The following is a 14,687-nucleotide window of genomic DNA, read 5'->3' on the forward strand; positions in this document are numbered from 1 at the left end:
AGCTATGTTTTCCGCGATCGGCGCCCTATGAGACAACACGCGCGATAGAGGAGTCGCTGATGCTGCGTTTCTTGCTGACCCCCTTGGCGTTCGGGATTGTTCTCGTCGTCGGTTTCCGGGCTCTCGACGCTCGGGCTCCCTCGGCCCCCGCGCCCAGGCCTCAGCCGATCACCGCAGCCGCTCCGGCCGCCGCCCCCTCGGCGAACGCGCCTGACGCCGCCCGCTCGGGCCCGCGCAACGTCCTGGTGCAGCCGGCGCTGCAGACCGGCAAGCCCCTGCAGCTTCCGCCGGCCGTCCCGACCATCGGGCCCCAGATGTCGGCCCCGACCGTCGCCGCGCGTCCCGCTCCCGCGCCTGAGGCGCAGCCCGAGATGGCCAGCGCGGAGATCCCGGCGCCAGCCGCGGAGGCTCAGACGGCCATTGCGCCGTCCGGCGGGCGTGGGTCGCTGGGCTGCGCCAACTACAAGAGCTACAATCCCCAGACCAAGACTTATCGGGGATTCGACGGCGTGGTGAAGGAATGCAAGTCGCGGCCAGAGGCGACGGCGTCCAATTAGCTGCGGCGTCAGTTGCACAGACTGAACTTAACGGTCTGCTAAGTGACGCATCAGCATAAGCTTGACGGGTCACCGCAATTGAAGCAGAAACGCTTAGCTCAAGCTAAGAGGGCGAAGTCGTGGACGCTCAATCTGAATCGCCCCTCAGGCTCGTGACGGTGCCAGGCCGGGAAGGCCAGCTGTTCGACGCGTTCCGGTCCGAACTGGTGTCGGCCGGCATCGCCGCGTCTGACGAGGAATGGGCCAGCATGAGCCTGGTCGAGCGCGGCGAGTGGCTCACCACGCAGATTCTGGTCTTGCGCGCGAAGGTCGAGCACGAGCTGGAAGAGGCCGCCTTGGCCAACGAGCAGACCTGGGACGGGGTCCACTGACCTTCGACTGATCCAGGGGATCTGCGCTGGCCGAGCAGGACGCCCGCGCGAAAGCAAAGCCCGCGCTGATGCAAGCGGAATCCTCGGCGGCGAAAACTTTCGGCTCGGCCTGTGGATAGCTTGAATAACTTCACTCGGCCCAGTGACGCGTCGTCCGGCATGGTTAATTTCGCATGTCTTCAACGCGGAACAACCACAGTGGCGACAGCACTCATCAGTATAACTCCCGACGACCGAATCACCGAGACTTACGTGGCCGCTCAGATGGAGAGGATCGGGGCGCTGCGCGCCGCTCCGGCCAACACCTGGGTCGCCGTCACGGACCGCACCGCCGCGGATGTCCAGCGCATCGTGTCCCTCGCCCTGAGCGCCAGCGCGCAGGTGAGCGTCATGCGCGCCGATTCCAGCTCCGTCACCTGGGCCCGCTCGACGCTCGAAGCCGCGCAAGGCGCGCTGGCTCCGGCGTCCTGACGCGCTTCGACGTGAGACGGACGGCGCTTACGCCCTGCAATAGGGCCCGCAGGACCCCAAGGCCGCCGATGAAGGTGAACGACCCGACGGCGAGGGCCGCATCGCAGGCGTGGCGGTGTCTGGTCCAGGCGCTCGCGCTAGATGGCCTGGATGTCTTCCAGGCAACGATCCACAAGATTGGTGATCTGCGTGGCCGCGAGTTCGACCTGCTGGGCCGCGTCGTCGAGGTCCGCCGACCGTTCGGAGACGGCCAGGATCGCGGTCCGCGATTCCTGGGTGGAGGTCAGCCCCGCCTGCGCCTGCGTGGCGACGTCCTGGGCGGAGGACACGATGGCCGCTGTCGTGAGCGACTGCGTCCGCACCGTCTCGGCGATGGTGGCGGAGGACCTGTCCAGGCGCCCGATGGTGTCGGTGATCGCCTCGACGAAGGACGCACAGTCGTCCGCCGCGCTCTGCACGGCGGCGATCTGGGTGGCGATGTCGTCGGTGGCCTTGGCGGTCTGCTGGGCGAGCGTCTTCACCTCGCCGGCCACCACCCCGAACCCGCGCCCGGCCGAGCCCGCCCGGGCCGCCTCGATCGTCGCGTTCAGGGCCAGGAGGTTGGTCTTGGTCGCGATCTCCTGGATTGACGTCACGATGGAATCGATCCGGCGGGTGGCGTCGGCGAGCTTGGCGATGCCAATCGTGACCTCCGCCGAATGCGCGACGGCCATTTCGGCGATGTCCCGCGACTGCTGGGTCTCTTCCTCCACCCGGCGTAACGCCTGGGCGAAATCCCGCGTGGCGGCCGCCGCGCCGGCGATTCGCTTGGCGCATTCCCGCGAGGCGTCCTCGGCGGCGGCGGCCTGTTGGCCGGCCAGCCTGCTGCCGGCCGAACTGGCCTTCGCCGCCGTCCGCAGCACGCTCGCCGCGTGGCGCAGCCCGTCCGCCAGGGACTGGATCTGCCCTTGCAGGGCGGCCGCCGTCGCCTCCAGATCCTGCTTGCGCGCCGACAGAGTCCAGCGCTCCGCACGCTGGTGCGTCACGGTCGCCGCGAGGGCGTCGGCCAGAAGGAGCTTCATCAACGCTTCGCACTGGTCGACGGCCCGCCGCGGCGAGAGGCGATGGCTGCGCCTGATCTCGGCGAACAGCGGTCCCACCAGCCTTACGATGGTGCCCAGCCGCGTGCGGGCCCCCAGCGCCTCGGCGAATTCGGTGGCGGTGGCCTCGTTGAGGGCGCCGAGATAGTCGGATCCGAGCGTCCCCGAGAACAGAATCTCAAGGTGCCGTCGCTCGGTCGCAATCATCGACGCCCGATGCGCGCGGACGATCGCTCCCATGTCGGGCACGTTCTGGTCGATGTGGTCGCAATAGGCTGAGGCGGCGGTCTCGACATGGTCGATCGCGACCTGGCGCAGCGCCTGAGTCTTCATCAGCGTCGCTTGGTCGATCCCGACGGACGCCATCAGCCCGTCGACGCCCTTTGCGTTGACAACAAGCGCGCCGCCGTCCTTCTTCTGTCTCGTGGCAGCCACGGCGAGCACCAATCCGATCGGAACAGCCTCACCATCCGACGCAACACTGAACAAATGGTTGGAAAGTTGTCTTCGCTTGGGTTTCCGAAGATTTTCTTACCCTGTCGAGGGCTGTCCCTCTCTCGCCATCGGGGCTGCCCGTGCGGGGGCCAGCACGTAATGAATCTCAATAGGATGCAGCGCCGGTCAGCGAGGTGATCGAGCCATGGTCGACGGTGCGGCGGATCTCCACGCGGTCCGCGCCGACGAAGTTGAGCCCGCCCAGGGCGCGGATCAGCCGCTGCGCTTCCGCATCGTTAGTGCCCGGCTGGGGCGTTATAGGTCCAGACAATGATGTGAAGGACAGATAGACCGGACCGGCGCTGACGACCCACCGCGACTCTTGCGCCGCAAAGGGCCAGCCTTTGTCGTTGAACTCCTCCAGCGTGACCACGCGCATGCCGGACGAGACGCTGAAGGCTCTCCGAGCGTTTCAGGCCCGGCTTCCGATCTGGACCACGCGGGCGGGGCCCAGCAGTCCTTGTTCAGCCGCCCGCCTGCAGGGCGTGACCAAACATCCTCTCCATCGCCGAAGGGGTGATCTGCGGCTCCGGCCGGACCGGCGCGATGTGGGACTGTAAGACCGACGGCCTCCAGCCCGACATGTCGCCGGTGCGGCGGCCTTGGCAACGCTCAAGATCTATGAGGAGCGCGACATCGTCGGGCATGTCCGCGCCATGGAGCCCATCATGCAGGGCGGCCTGAAGGCGCTGGAGGACCATCCGCTGGTCGGGAACGCCCGCGGCGTCGGCCTGATCGCCGGGGTGGAGCTGATGGCCGACAAGGCCAGCCGGACGCCCTTCGAGCCCGCCGCCAAGGCCGGCTTCGTGGTCCAGGACGAGTGCCAGAAGGCCGGCATCATCGTTCGCGCCATCGGCGACCGGATCGCCTTCACGCCGCCGCTCGTCATCACCCGTCCGGAGATCGAGGAGATGCTCGCCCGGTTCAAGACGGCTCTCGACGCCGCGACGCCCCGGCTCATGCCAGCCTAGGCCGGGGCCCGGCCCCGTCGGGCTTGGCGCGGCGCCGCGGGCGTGCGATGCGGAGGCGGCTCGCGCCGGGCCGACGCGCAACCGTGAGATCGTGAAGCCGATGCCGTTCGCCGGATGGGACCCGCAAGGCTGGTTCGACACGCTCGCGCTGGCGCCGGCCACCCTCGCCTGGGCGGGCGGCGCCGTCTTCCTGGCCGCCCTGCTGCGCGGTTTCACGGGCTTCGGCTTCGCGCTCGCCGCCGTCCCGATGCTCGGGATGACGATGGCGCCCGCGCAGGCGGTTCCGGTGGCGCTGGGCCTGCAGTTGTTGGGCGGCCTCGTGGATCTCCGCAAGGCTTCGCAGGAATGCCACTGGCCGTCGCTGCGCTGGCTGTCGCTCGGCGCGGCGCTGGGATCACCCGTCGGCGTTCTGACGCTGCACGCCATTTCGGCGCCGGCCGCCAGGGTCGCGATCGGCCTGATCACGATGGGCGCCGTGGTGGTGCTGGGGCGAGGCTTCGCCCTCGCGGCCATGCCTGGCCGGGTGGTGACCGCCGCAGCGGGGCTGCTGGCCGGCCTCTTCAACGGCGTGGCCGCGATGCCCGGCCCGCCCGCGGTGGCCTACTACATGTCCGCGCCGATCCAGCGCGCCGCGGCGCGCGCCTCGCTGCTGGTCTTCTTCCTGGCCACGTCCATGCTGGCCATCGCCAGCGCGGCCGCGATCGGCCTCTTCGATCGCCAATCCGCACGCCTCGCCGTCGCCGGCCTGCCCGTCATGGTGCTCGGCACCTGGCTCGGCCAGATGGCGTTCCGGCGCAGCACGGACGCGCTTCACCGGTGGGCGTCGGTGGTCAGCCTCGGCCTGATCGCGCTGGTGAGCATCGGCAAGGGGCTGGCCGAACTGGTCTTGCGCTGACCTCTTCCGGCACGGCCGGCGGAGAGCCGCCGCGTCAGGCCGGCTTCGCCTCGCGGGACGGGATCCGCCAGATCCGCTCCGCATATTCGCCCACCGCCCGGTCCGAGCTGAACCAGCTGCAATGGGCCGTGTTGGTGATCGACGTCTCCCACCAGGCGCGCCGGTCGAGCCACCGCTCGGAGACCCGGCGCTGGGCGTCTCGGTACGACCTGAAATCGTTCAGCACCATGAACCTGTCGTCCCGGCGCAGGTCGGCGATCAGGCCGGCGTAGCGGTTGCGGTCGGTAGGCGAGAAGGCGCCGGTCGCGACCGCCTCGAGGACGTCCGCCAGATAGGGCGTCTCGGCGATGACCTCTTCGGTCGCGCGAGGCGCCTCCCGCTCGCGCGCCACCTCGGCCGACGTCTTGCCGAAGACGAAGATGTTGTCCTCGCCCACCCTCTCGCGGATCTCCACATTGGCGCCGTCCAGCGTGCCGATGGTCACCGCGCCGTTGAGCGCGAACTTCATGTTGCCCGTGCCCGAGGCCTCCATGCCGGCGGTCGAGATCTGCTCGGACAGATCGGAGGCGGGGATCACCAGCTCGGCCAGGCTGACATTGTAGTTGGGCAGGAACACCACCTTCAGCCGGTCCCGGGTGGTGATGTCGTTGTTCACCACGGACGCGACGTCGTTGATCAGGTTGATGATCAGCTTGGCCGAATGATAGGTCGACGCGGCCTTTCCGGCGAAGATCTTCAGCCGGGGCGTCCAGTCCCGGTAGGGCTCGGCCCGGATCGCGTCATAGAGGGCGATCGTCTCCAGGATGTTGAGGAACTGCCTCTTATATTCGTGGATGCGCTTGATCTGCGCGTCGAACAGCATCGTGGGGTCGACCGTGAGCCCCAGTTCCTGCTTGATGGTGCGCGCCAGGCGCTCCTTGTTCAGCCGGCGGATATCCGCGAAACGCTCCTGGAACGCCGCATCCCTGGCGTGAGGCAGCGCCTTGGACAGGCGCGAGATGTCGTCGGTCACGTCCTCGCCGATCACGTCGCTGAGGAGGGCCGTGAGCTTCGGATTCGCGCCGAACAGCCAACGCCGCGGCGTGATGCCGTTGGTCACGTTGGTGATCCGCTGCGGATAGATCTTGTGCAGCGGCGCGAACACCGTCTGGCGCATCAGGTTGGTGTGCAGCGCCGAGACGCCGTTCACCGTGTGGGAGCCGACGAAGGCCAGGTGGCTCATGCGCACGCGGCGCCCATTCTGCTCGTCGATCAGGGACAGGGATGCGAGATCGGCCGCATGATGCTCGTCGGAACGCCTCACGAGATCGAGGAACTGGGCGTTGATGGCGAAGATGATCTGCATGTGACGCGGCAGGAGCCGCTCGATCAGCGACACCGGCCAGGTTTCCAGCGCCTCCGGCAGGAGGGTGTGGTTCGTGTAGGAGATCGCCCCGGTGGTGATCGACCACGCCTCGCTCCAGTCGAGCTGGTGGTCGTCGATCAGGAGCCGCATCAGTTCGGCGACGGCCAGGGCCGGATGCGTGTCGTTGAGCTGGATGGCCACCTTGTCGGGCAGCAGCCGCACATCCTTGAACTGCTTGAGATGGCGGCGGAGCAGGTCCTGCAGCGACGCCGAGGTGAAGAAATACTCCTGCCGCAGGCGCAGCTCCTGCCCGGCGGGGCTCGTGTCGCTCGGATAGAGCACGTTCGAGATTGCTTCGGCGCGATAGCGCTCCGTCAGCGCGCCCATGTGGTCGCCGGTGTTGAACATCTCCAGGTGGAGGGGGTGGACGGCCTGCGCGCGCCACAGCCGCAGAGTGCTGGCCCCGGAGCCGCGCCATCCGATCACCGGCGTGTCATAGGCCACGGCGAACACGCGTTCGCCCGGCGTCCAGTTCACCTGGGCCGAGCCGTTGACGGCCGCGCAGGACCCGCCGAAGCCGATCTGGTAGGCGCTCTCGCGCCGCTCGAACTCCCACGGATTGCGAAAGGACAGCCAATCCTCGGGCGACTCCACCTGATGGCCGTCGATGATCTGCTGCTTGAACAGCCCGTGATCGTAGCGGATGCCGTAGCCCAGGCAGGGGACGCCGGTGGTGGCCGTGCTCTCCATGTAGCAGGCCGCCAGCCGGCCGAGGCCGCCATTGCCGAGGGCCGCATCCGGCTCGATGGGCTCGATCGCGTCCAGGTCGACTCCCAGCCGCGCCAGGGCCTGCCGCATCGTTTCGGTCATCTGCAGGTTGCTGAGCGCGTCCGCGAAGGAGCGGCCGATCAGGAACTCGAGCGACAGGTAATAGACGCGCTTGCGGCCGTGAGCGTAGCTCTCCTTCGTGGAGCGCCGCCACACATCGATGATCCGGTCGCGCAGGGCGAGGATGCTGGCGGTGAGCCAGTCATGGTTCTGGGCGACGCTCGGGTCCTTGCCGAGCGAGTAGGTCAGGCGCTTGGTGATTTCGCTGACGAGCTGGGCGACCTCCGATTCGGCCGGCGCAGCGGCCCGTGGAGCCGTGTCGATCGTCTGGTCATTCATGTGCGATGCGCCCGCCCCCGGTCAGCCGAAGGCGCGAGCTTGGTCCAGCCGGACTGCGATGTCACGGCCGATGCGCGCTTAAATTGCGATCTCCGGAATACTCCGTAGGGCGCGCGCGCAGGCAAGCCGCGCTTGCAGACGCCCATGCGACGCGGCGCGGGAGCATGCCCCCGCGCCGCGTCGTCGGTCGTCGTCTGCGTGGTTCAGGCCGCCGCGGAGGCGGCGAGCGGCACGGACGAGATGGTCTTCAGGATCTGCGAGGCGATCTGGTAGGGGTCGCCCTGCGAGTTCGGGCGGCGATCCTCCAGATAGCCCTTGTATCCGTTGTTGACGAAGCTGTGCGGGACGCGGATCGAAGCGCCGCGATCGGCCACGCCATAGCTGAACTGGTGGATGGACTGGGTCTCATGCTTGCCGGTGAGGCGCATGTGGTTGTCCGGTCCATAGACGGCGATGTGATCCTCGCGGGCCGCCTCGAAGGCCGCCATCAGGCGCTCGAAATAGTCCTTGCCGCCCGTCTCGCGCATATAGGCGGTCGAGAAGTTGGCGTGCATGCCCGAGCCGTTCCAGTCGGTGTCGCCGAGCGGCTTGCAGTGATACTCGATGTCGATGCCGTATTTCTCGGTCAGGCGCTCCAGCAGGTAGCGGGCGATCCACATCTCGTCGGCGGCCCGCTTGGAGCCCTTCCCGAAGATCTGGAACTCCCACTGGCCTTTGGCCACTTCGGCGTTGATGCCTTCGTGGTTGAGGCCGGCCGCCAGGCAGATGTCGAGATGCTCCTCGACGATCTTGCGCGCCACGTCGCCGACCTTGCTGTAGCCGACGCCGGTGTAATACGGCCCCTGCGGGGCGGGGTAGCCGGTCTCGGGGAAGCCAAGCGGACGGCCGTTCTTGTAGAAGAAGTACTCCTGCTCGAAGCCGAACCAGGCGCCTTCGTCGTCCAGGATGGTGGCGCGCTTGTTGGACGGGTGCGGGGTCTTTCCGTCCGGCATCATCACTTCGCACAGCACGATCGCGCCGTTGATGCGCTGGCTGTCGGGGACGACGCGGACGGGCTTGAGCACGCAGTCGGAGCTTCGGCCCTCGGCCTGCATCGTCGAGCTCCCGTCGAAGCCCCAGAGCGGCAGCTGCTCCAGGGTGGGGAAGCTGTCGAAATCCTTGATCTGGGTCTTGCCCCGGATGTTCGGCACGGGCGTGTAGCCATCCAGCCAAATGTACTCAAGCTTGTATTTTGTCATCGCTTCCGTCTCACCCGCTCTGATGAAAGCACCGAGGCGCCCAAAAGACTTTGGCCGGCCCGCCGCGCAGGGCGTCGCTTCGGGCTCGTCCGGAGAAAGCATTTTGTATGCCAGCCCGGCGCCGCCGCATGCGCGCCCGTCCCCCCACGCAGGGCGCGAATCACGGTCCGCACGGCGGAATTCAGGGCGGGTTTGACGCCCTCAGGTCAGCGCAGGGGCGCCCGGGCGATGGGAACGCCGGGCCGTGAGGGCCAAAGTTGCACAAGGTTTGTGCATCCAAGCCGAATAAATCGGCAGCGTGAGCCGAACGGGAAGGCAGCAGGGGTAAAGTGTGCGCAACGTCTGCTACACTCCGACGTTGCCTAACGCGTGTCCGCCAAGCTTTCACCGATGAGGCCCACGATGTCCGAGCAGCCCCGCCGCGAGTCGGCCAAGATCTACCCGTTCCCCTCCAGATCGAAGACCGGCGAGCTTCGGCCCGTCCGCAGGCCCGCCTCCCCGCAAGACGGGGCGCGTTCTCCCGAGGTGGACGCCGGCGCCTGGTACCACGAAGCGGCGCTTCGCGACTCCGAGCAGCCCCCGCGCAAGTGAGCCGGCTGGCCTCAGGCCCCGAAGATCGACCAGCCCATTCGCCGCGTCAGCGTCTCCAGCGCGATCCGGCCGAGATGGGAGTTGCCCGAGACGTCCAGTCCGGGCGACCAGACCGCGATGGAGGCCTTCCCGGGCGCGATCGCCAGGATGCCGCCGCCGACGCCGCTCTTGCCGGGCAGGCCGACACGGTAGGCGAATTCGCCCGATCCGTCGTAATGGCCGCAGGTCAGCATCAGGGCGTTGATGCGCCTCGCCCGCTCCGGCCGGACCACGGCGTGGCCGGTGACCGGGCTGCGGCCCAGATGGGCCAGGAAGCGGCCCGCCGCCGCGAGTTGCCGGCACGACATCGCGATGGCGCAATGGTGGAAGTAGACGCCCAGGGTGTAGTCGACGGGATTGTCGAGCACCCCGAAGGATTTCATGTAGTTGGCCAGCGCCCGGTTGCGAAAGCCCGTCCTCTGTTCGGAGGCGGCGACGGCCTCGTCGATCACGATCGTCGGGTCGTCGGTCAGGAACCGCATGAACCGCAGGATCTCGCCCAGCGCCTCGCGCGGCTTGTGGCCGGAGAGGATCACGTCCGTCACCGCGATCGCGCCGGCGTTGATGAAGGGGTTGCGCGGGATCCCGCGCTCGCTCTCCAGCTGGACAATGGAGTTGAACGGCGTCCCCGAGGGCTCGCGGCCGACGCGCCGCCACAGCATGTCGCCGACCATGCCCAGCGCCAGCGTCAGGGTGAATACCTTGGAGATGCTCTGGATCGAGAACGCCGTGTCGCTGTCGCCTCCCTCGAAGAGGTTTCCGTCCGCGTCGATCACCGCCATTCCGAACGCGCCCGGGTCGACGCGGGCGAGTTCGGGGATGTAGGACGCAACGACGCCGCGGTCGTCCCGCCGCTTCATCTCGTCGACGATCTCCTTCACGACGGTTTCAAGCTCGGCCAAGGCGACCTCGTCTGATGCTGTGGCGCCCGGCGCCGGTCATGGCCGAGTCATAGGTGCTCGCACGGACCCTGGCCAGCCTCGGCGAAGCCGCCTTGACAGTCGAATCCAGAAGATCGGACAACGCCATCAGGGGAGGCCCTCGGACGTGAGCATGGACTATGGCGACCGCCCGGGCGGCGGGGGAGGCAAGAGGCTGCGCTCCGACGCCAGGCGCAATCGCGACCGGCTGATCGAGACGGCGACCCGGGTCTTCGCCTCGCAGGGGGTGGACAGCTCGCTGGAATCCATCGCGCGCCAGGCCGGCGTCGGCATCGGCACCCTGTATCGCCACTTCCCCAGCCGCGAGGCCCTGATCGAGGTGGTGTATCGCCGCGAGGTCGCCGCCATGCGCGACGCCGCGGTGGAGTTGCTCCGCGAGCACCGGCCCGACGAGGCCTTGTCGCTCTGGATGCAGCGCTTTGTCGATTATATCGCAGCCAAGCGAGGCATGCATGAGAGCCTCAAGATCCTCTATGAGTCGGATTCGCCGCTCTTCGCCGAGACCTCCGGCGTGATCCCGCTGGCCCTGAAGACCCTGGTCGAGCGGGCCGTGGCGGCGGGCGCGATCCGGCGGGACGCCGACAGCGCCGACGTCCTGCACGCGCTGTCGAGCATCTACTCGGCGTCGGAAGGGCCCGAATGGCGCGACAGGTCCCGCCGCCTCGTGCGCCTGCTCATGGACGGCTTGCGATACGGCGCTCCGTCCGGCGACTGCTGAACCACGCGCCGGAAGGCGATCGTCGCGCCGGGCGCCGACGGGATGTGAGCGTGCGCACGTTCCTGGTCGGGAGCGCGGACTAGAGTGCATGGATCGGAGACGAGCCATGCCCCTACGAGCGTCCCTGATCGTCCTGAACGGGCTTGCCCTCCAGCTGGCGGGCTGGAGCCCGAGCCCGAGCGAGATCATCCAGGCCGACTTCGAAGCGCGCTATCTCAGCGCGCCGGAGTTTCGGGCCGAGATGGAGGCTCCCATTCCCGGACCCAGGGACGCCGAGATCGTGTGGACCGTGGGGTGTCCGGCCTACCGTTCCGCCTGTGGGGAGCCTCGCGGCCCGTCGATCGTTCAGCCTTCCGGCTTCTCCGAACGCCGGCCGGGCGCCGCCAGCACGCGGTAGAAGCCGCCCGGGTCGCTCTGGCCCGTGGCGCGGGCGGCCGCGAGAGCGTCGGTGATCCGGTCGGCGATGGGCAGGCGGTAATGCACGCTGTCCCAGAAATTGGTCTCGTCGTCCGTCACCGGGTTCGGATAGCGGAAGTCGACCACGGTGGCCCCATGCGCCGCCCCGATCTCGGCGACCTTGGCCTTGCAGGCGTCCAGCAGCGCGCCGGTGCGGCTCTCCGGCCTGGCGAGCAGGATCGAGGGGGCGGGCGGAAACAGCACGAACTTCGTCGTGCTGTCCGGCGTCCGCGCCAGCATCTGCTCAAGCCAGGGCAGGGCCGGGAACGTGAACTCCTTCGGGTCGAAGCGCTCCTGCGGAGCGTTCATGTCGGATACCGCGAAGCGGGCCTCCGACACGATGTGGCCGTGGGCGCGGGCGGCGTCATACTTGGCTTCGTCCGGCGTGAAGACGTCGTATCCGTTGAGCGAGATGATCTGCTTGGGCTTCTTGCGCAGGTAGTTCATGGCCAGCCGCCACGACATCCTCACCGTGCGCAGGTTGAACAGGTAACCCCAGTCGTTCCAGGGGTCGTCGTCGTAGAAGCTCTCCGGGAACGCCATTGGGGTGAGCCGCCGGGACGGCAGGGTCGCCTCCGGCGAGCACCAGTGGGGGTCGACGCCGACGATCAGCAGCTTCGGCCGCGGGGTCTCGCGCAGGAACAGGTCCGCGACCTTGGACTGTTCCCAGGGCGTGGCGGCGTTCATCCCCAGATTGAGAGTGTGCGCCCCGAAGGCGGCGTCCAGCCGGTCCGGCTTGAGCAGGCGGATCGTGGACGTGCCGATGACGGCGCTGTCGAACATGTGGGCCCGCACCACCTGCGGGTAGGAGAAGCGGCGGTTCTCGTCCAGCAGCGCGATCGGCTTGGCGCGCAGCAGGCCGGAGCTGTAGGGGTCGAAGGTCAGGAGGAACAGGCTGAGCAGCGTCAGGCCCAGCGAAAAGACCGTCGCCGACGTCTGGAGCAGGCTGCGCCAAGCGCGCGCCGGGGCGAGACTGGTTCCGTCCATGGGCTCACATCGCCCGCTGGACCAGAAGGATCAAGGTCTCGGCGACGCCGCGGACGCCGCTCTTCAGGCGGGATGCGCATTTATTCGACCGGATGGCGCCGCGGTCACAAAAATATTGACCATTGTCAAAGAAACTTCGAGAGAATGACGGCTCGAATACTGGGAAGGGGCACCGTAAGCTTGGCGTTGGGCTGGTTCAACTCGTCGGCCCGCCGCATCGCCGATAGGCGTAGCCGGCCGCGTCCACGGCGCGGCCGTCCCCAGTGGGCTTGAACTCCATGGCCGACAGGGCTCCCGCCGGCCCCGAGAGGCGCACTGTGATTCTGTCCCCCGCGATCTCGTACCGGGCATCCAGCCGCATGTCGGGCAAGGCCGGCTGAAGCGGCGGCGCGCGGATGACCACCGACTCCGCCGAGAACTCCAGGCCCGCGGGGTTGATGTCGCCCGTCTGCTCCTGCTGGCAGGGGAGGGGCTCCCTCACCCAGCGGCCTTCCAGGAGCCAGTTGCCCTCGGCGGCGAGCGCGGCGCCCGCCAGCAGAACCGCGATGAAAGCGAGCGACGCCGTCCGACGATGATGCGTGTGCCTCATCGGGCTCGGGTAGCGGCGAAGGACGGCGATCCCGTGGCGGAGTTCAGCCCTGCGCCGGGCTTCGCGGCCTCGCCGCGCCGCTGGCGTCGCAGGGACGCGCCTCGAAGCGGCTGGCGATGACGACGCCCGACGGGACGCTCCCGGCGCCACGGCCCGGGAAGTCGACCGCCATCGCGGCCGGATACTGCTCGCGGCCCAACTCGACGAGAACGCGGGCGACGAAACCCGGAAGGCGGGACAGGGCGGTCACTACGCGCATTAGCACTCTCAACATGCGCAAGATCCTAGCGCATCTTGGTAAACCCCGTCCTAAGCTCCCGCGTGATCCGGGTGGGGTGGCGTCCGCGCGACGGCCCAATTGTGGTCCGGCCCAACGACCACGGACGCGCTTGGGCGCGCCCCGGCAGTGAACGCCGCCTTCCTGCGGAGATGAAAAATGCTCGCCCCGGACCACGCGGCCGCGCTGGTGCGCGCCATCTACGTGACGATCCTGAAGAGGGAGCCCGACGCGGAGGGGCCGGCGTGCGCCTCTCGCGCCGTCGCGGCGGGGGCGACGTCCGCAGCGGACCTCGCGGCGCTTCGGGCGCTCGGGCCCGGGTCGAAGAACCGGCTCAGGTCGTCCGGCGCGAGTCCGAGATCCGTGGCCCAGGCTGGCATTTCGGCCTTGATGGCGCTGTGGATCCGCTCGGCCGGACGCCGCGCGGCCGGTTTAGAGCGGGAGGCCGGCCGAAAGTCCTGGCTCGGCTCCGCGCCGGTGAGGCGGCTGATGACCAGCGGCCATGACACGCCCATCTGGTCGTAGCGGGCGCGCGAGGCCGAGCCCATCCGCTCCGTCTCGGCGCGGTCCTCCCAAAGTCGGTCCAGCCCCTTGCGCGATCACGGCCGGCTGCGGCGCGCCAGCCCCGTGTCGCCGTCCAGCGCGAATTTTAGCGGGCCGCCCGGGTCGTCGCAGGTCAGCACCGCCTTGTGGGACAGCATCGCCTCCAGGGTGACGTAGGCATAGTCCTCGTCCCGAGGCGTGTGGACCACCGCGAGGCTCTCGGCGTAGAGCGACACCTACTCGTCCTCGTTCGCCGATCCGCGCCACTCGATGTGGTCGGCGACGCCGAGTCCCTTGCTGCGCTTGACGATGGCGTCGAGATACTGGGCGTTGTCGGGCGCCCCGGGAACACCAGCCGGACATTCGACTTCGTGTGGGCCAACGCCTCCCCGACGAGGTCCTGCCGCTTGAGCGGGCTGATCCGGCTGGGGAAATAGATGTAGTCGCCATAGACCCTGCACTCGTGGCGCTCGGCCAGGGGAGGGGTGTTGTAGCGCTGGAGCCGGCGGCTCACATTCTGGGAGATGGTTTAGACGCCCTTGGTCCGCGCGAAGGCGAGGTTGTCCGCCTTGATGATGGAGTTTCGCGCCGCCTTGCCGACCGGTTAGTGCAGGAGGTCGCTGACGCCCGAATCCCACTCGTCATAGGCCGAGCGGTGCTGGTGCAGCAGCCAGAACACCAGGTTCGGGTGCCTCGCCAGATAGGCCGGGAATTTCAGCCCGATCGCGAGGTCGACGGGGACGCCGTTGAAGTTGGAGGTGTCGGTCAGCGACGCCGCGATCATTTGATCGAGCAGCACCGAAGGCGGATACCACTTGAACGGCAGGGAGACGATTTCGGCCTCGTGGCCGTACTGGACGAGTTGGTCCCGGAGCGAGCGCGCCAGGAGCTCGGCTCCCCCCGTCACGAAGGGCCCTTGCGTCGTGACAAGGGCTATGCGCATCGCGTGTCCGGTGT

Annotated in this window: 18 protein-coding genes; 8 read left to right on the forward strand and 10 right to left on the reverse strand. The window is 68.3% G+C overall.

The window, feature by feature from the left end:
- Positions 1–59 precede the first annotated feature (59 nt).
- The 3 genes from ABEG18_RS06965 (at position 60) to ABEG18_RS06975 (ending at position 1,399) form a co-directional block, all read left to right on the forward strand.
- Positions 60–557, forward strand: coding sequence for a hypothetical protein (locus tag ABEG18_RS06965; protein WP_406857357.1), 498 nt, complete (start codon positions 60–62; stop codon positions 555–557).
- 119 nt (positions 558–676) lie between these two features.
- On the forward strand, positions 677–928 hold the full coding sequence (locus tag ABEG18_RS06970) for a hypothetical protein (RefSeq protein ID WP_406857358.1): 252 nt from the start codon (positions 677–679) through the stop codon (positions 926–928).
- Between the two features lie 252 nt (positions 929–1,180).
- Positions 1,181–1,399 (forward strand): hypothetical protein, encoded by a 219-nt coding sequence (locus ABEG18_RS06975; protein ID WP_406857359.1) that lies wholly within the window; start codon positions 1,181–1,183, stop codon positions 1,397–1,399.
- Between the two features lie 137 nt (positions 1,400–1,536).
- Here the strand turns inward: ABEG18_RS06975 and ABEG18_RS06980 are convergent, their stop codons facing one another.
- Both ABEG18_RS06980 and ABEG18_RS06985 read right to left on the reverse strand, forming a co-directional pair.
- Entirely contained in the window at positions 1,537–2,913 is a 1,377-nt protein-coding gene (locus tag ABEG18_RS06980) for a methyl-accepting chemotaxis protein (RefSeq protein ID WP_406857360.1), read from the reverse strand.
- 166 nt (positions 2,914–3,079) lie between these two features.
- Complete coding sequence (locus ABEG18_RS06985; RefSeq protein ID WP_406857361.1) at positions 3,080–3,352, reverse strand: arginase family protein; 273 nt, start codon at positions 3,350–3,352, stop codon at positions 3,080–3,082.
- A gap of 223 nt (positions 3,353–3,575) precedes the next feature.
- Between ABEG18_RS06985 and ABEG18_RS06990 the strand changes: the two genes are divergently transcribed.
- Positions 3,576–3,944 carry an aminotransferase class III-fold pyridoxal phosphate-dependent enzyme gene (locus ABEG18_RS06990; protein ID WP_406857362.1) on the forward strand — a complete coding sequence of 123 codons (369 nt, stop codon included), beginning with the start codon at positions 3,576–3,578 and terminating at the stop codon, positions 3,942–3,944.
- A gap of 100 nt (positions 3,945–4,044) precedes the next feature.
- Positions 4,045–4,839: a TSUP family transporter gene (locus ABEG18_RS06995; protein ID WP_406857363.1), complete on the forward strand. Its 795-nt coding sequence runs from the start codon at positions 4,045–4,047 to the stop codon at positions 4,837–4,839.
- A 34-nt stretch (positions 4,840–4,873) separates the two neighbouring features.
- Here the strand turns inward: ABEG18_RS06995 and ABEG18_RS07000 are convergent, their stop codons facing one another.
- Positions 4,874–7,351 carry a glycogen/starch/alpha-glucan phosphorylase gene (locus ABEG18_RS07000; RefSeq protein ID WP_406857364.1) on the reverse strand — a complete coding sequence of 826 codons (2,478 nt, stop codon included), beginning with the start codon at positions 7,349–7,351 and terminating at the stop codon, positions 4,874–4,876.
- A gap of 203 nt (positions 7,352–7,554) precedes the next feature.
- Positions 7,555–8,589 (reverse strand): glutamine synthetase beta-grasp domain-containing protein, encoded by a 1,035-nt coding sequence (locus tag ABEG18_RS07005; RefSeq protein WP_406857365.1) that lies wholly within the window; start codon positions 8,587–8,589, stop codon positions 7,555–7,557.
- A 402-nt stretch (positions 8,590–8,991) separates the two neighbouring features.
- Between ABEG18_RS07005 and ABEG18_RS07010 the strand changes: the two genes are divergently transcribed.
- The gene (locus ABEG18_RS07010; RefSeq protein WP_406857366.1) at positions 8,992–9,180 is read left to right on the forward strand and encodes a DUF2735 domain-containing protein; all 189 of its coding nucleotides are present in this window, start codon (positions 8,992–8,994) and stop codon (positions 9,178–9,180) included.
- Between the two features lie 11 nt (positions 9,181–9,191).
- On the opposite strand, the gene ABEG18_RS07015 is transcribed toward ABEG18_RS07010, so the two are convergent.
- Positions 9,192–10,079, reverse strand: coding sequence for a glutaminase (locus ABEG18_RS07015; RefSeq protein ID WP_406858549.1), 888 nt, complete (start codon positions 10,077–10,079; stop codon positions 9,192–9,194).
- Between the two features lie 193 nt (positions 10,080–10,272).
- Here ABEG18_RS07015 and ABEG18_RS07020 point away from each other — a divergent pair, with 193 nt between their 5' ends.
- Positions 10,273–10,878, forward strand: a complete 606-nt coding sequence (locus ABEG18_RS07020; protein WP_406858550.1) for a TetR/AcrR family transcriptional regulator — start codon at positions 10,273–10,275, stop codon at positions 10,876–10,878.
- 345 nt (positions 10,879–11,223) lie between these two features.
- On the opposite strand, the gene ABEG18_RS07025 is transcribed toward ABEG18_RS07020, so the two are convergent.
- The 3 genes from ABEG18_RS07025 to ABEG18_RS07035 form a co-directional block, all read right to left on the reverse strand.
- The gene (locus tag ABEG18_RS07025) at positions 11,224–12,321 is read right to left on the reverse strand and encodes a hypothetical protein (RefSeq protein ID WP_406857367.1); all 1,098 of its coding nucleotides are present in this window, start codon (positions 12,319–12,321) and stop codon (positions 11,224–11,226) included.
- Positions 12,322–12,517: 196 nt separating this feature from the next.
- Positions 12,518–12,910 carry a hypothetical protein gene (locus ABEG18_RS07030; protein WP_406857368.1) on the reverse strand — a complete coding sequence of 131 codons (393 nt, stop codon included), beginning with the start codon at positions 12,908–12,910 and terminating at the stop codon, positions 12,518–12,520.
- 43 nt (positions 12,911–12,953) lie between these two features.
- Complete coding sequence (locus ABEG18_RS07035; RefSeq protein ID WP_406857369.1) at positions 12,954–13,169, reverse strand: hypothetical protein; 216 nt, start codon at positions 13,167–13,169, stop codon at positions 12,954–12,956.
- A 177-nt stretch (positions 13,170–13,346) separates the two neighbouring features.
- Between ABEG18_RS07035 and ABEG18_RS07040 the strand changes: the two genes are divergently transcribed.
- The gene (locus ABEG18_RS07040) at positions 13,347–13,712 is read left to right on the forward strand and encodes a hypothetical protein (RefSeq protein ID WP_406857370.1); all 366 of its coding nucleotides are present in this window, start codon (positions 13,347–13,349) and stop codon (positions 13,710–13,712) included.
- Positions 13,713–13,786: 74 nt separating this feature from the next.
- Here the strand turns inward: ABEG18_RS07040 and ABEG18_RS07045 are convergent, their stop codons facing one another.
- Positions 13,787–13,966, reverse strand: coding sequence for a hypothetical protein (locus ABEG18_RS07045; RefSeq protein ID WP_406857371.1), 180 nt, complete (start codon positions 13,964–13,966; stop codon positions 13,787–13,789).
- 368 nt (positions 13,967–14,334) lie between these two features.
- Positions 14,335–14,673: a hypothetical protein gene (locus ABEG18_RS07050; protein ID WP_406857372.1), complete on the reverse strand. Its 339-nt coding sequence runs from the start codon at positions 14,671–14,673 to the stop codon at positions 14,335–14,337.
- Positions 14,674–14,687: the final 14 nt, after the last annotated feature.

Source organism: Alsobacter sp. KACC 23698 (assembly GCF_045348435.1).
Lineage (GTDB): Bacteria > Pseudomonadota > Alphaproteobacteria > Rhizobiales > Beijerinckiaceae > Alsobacter.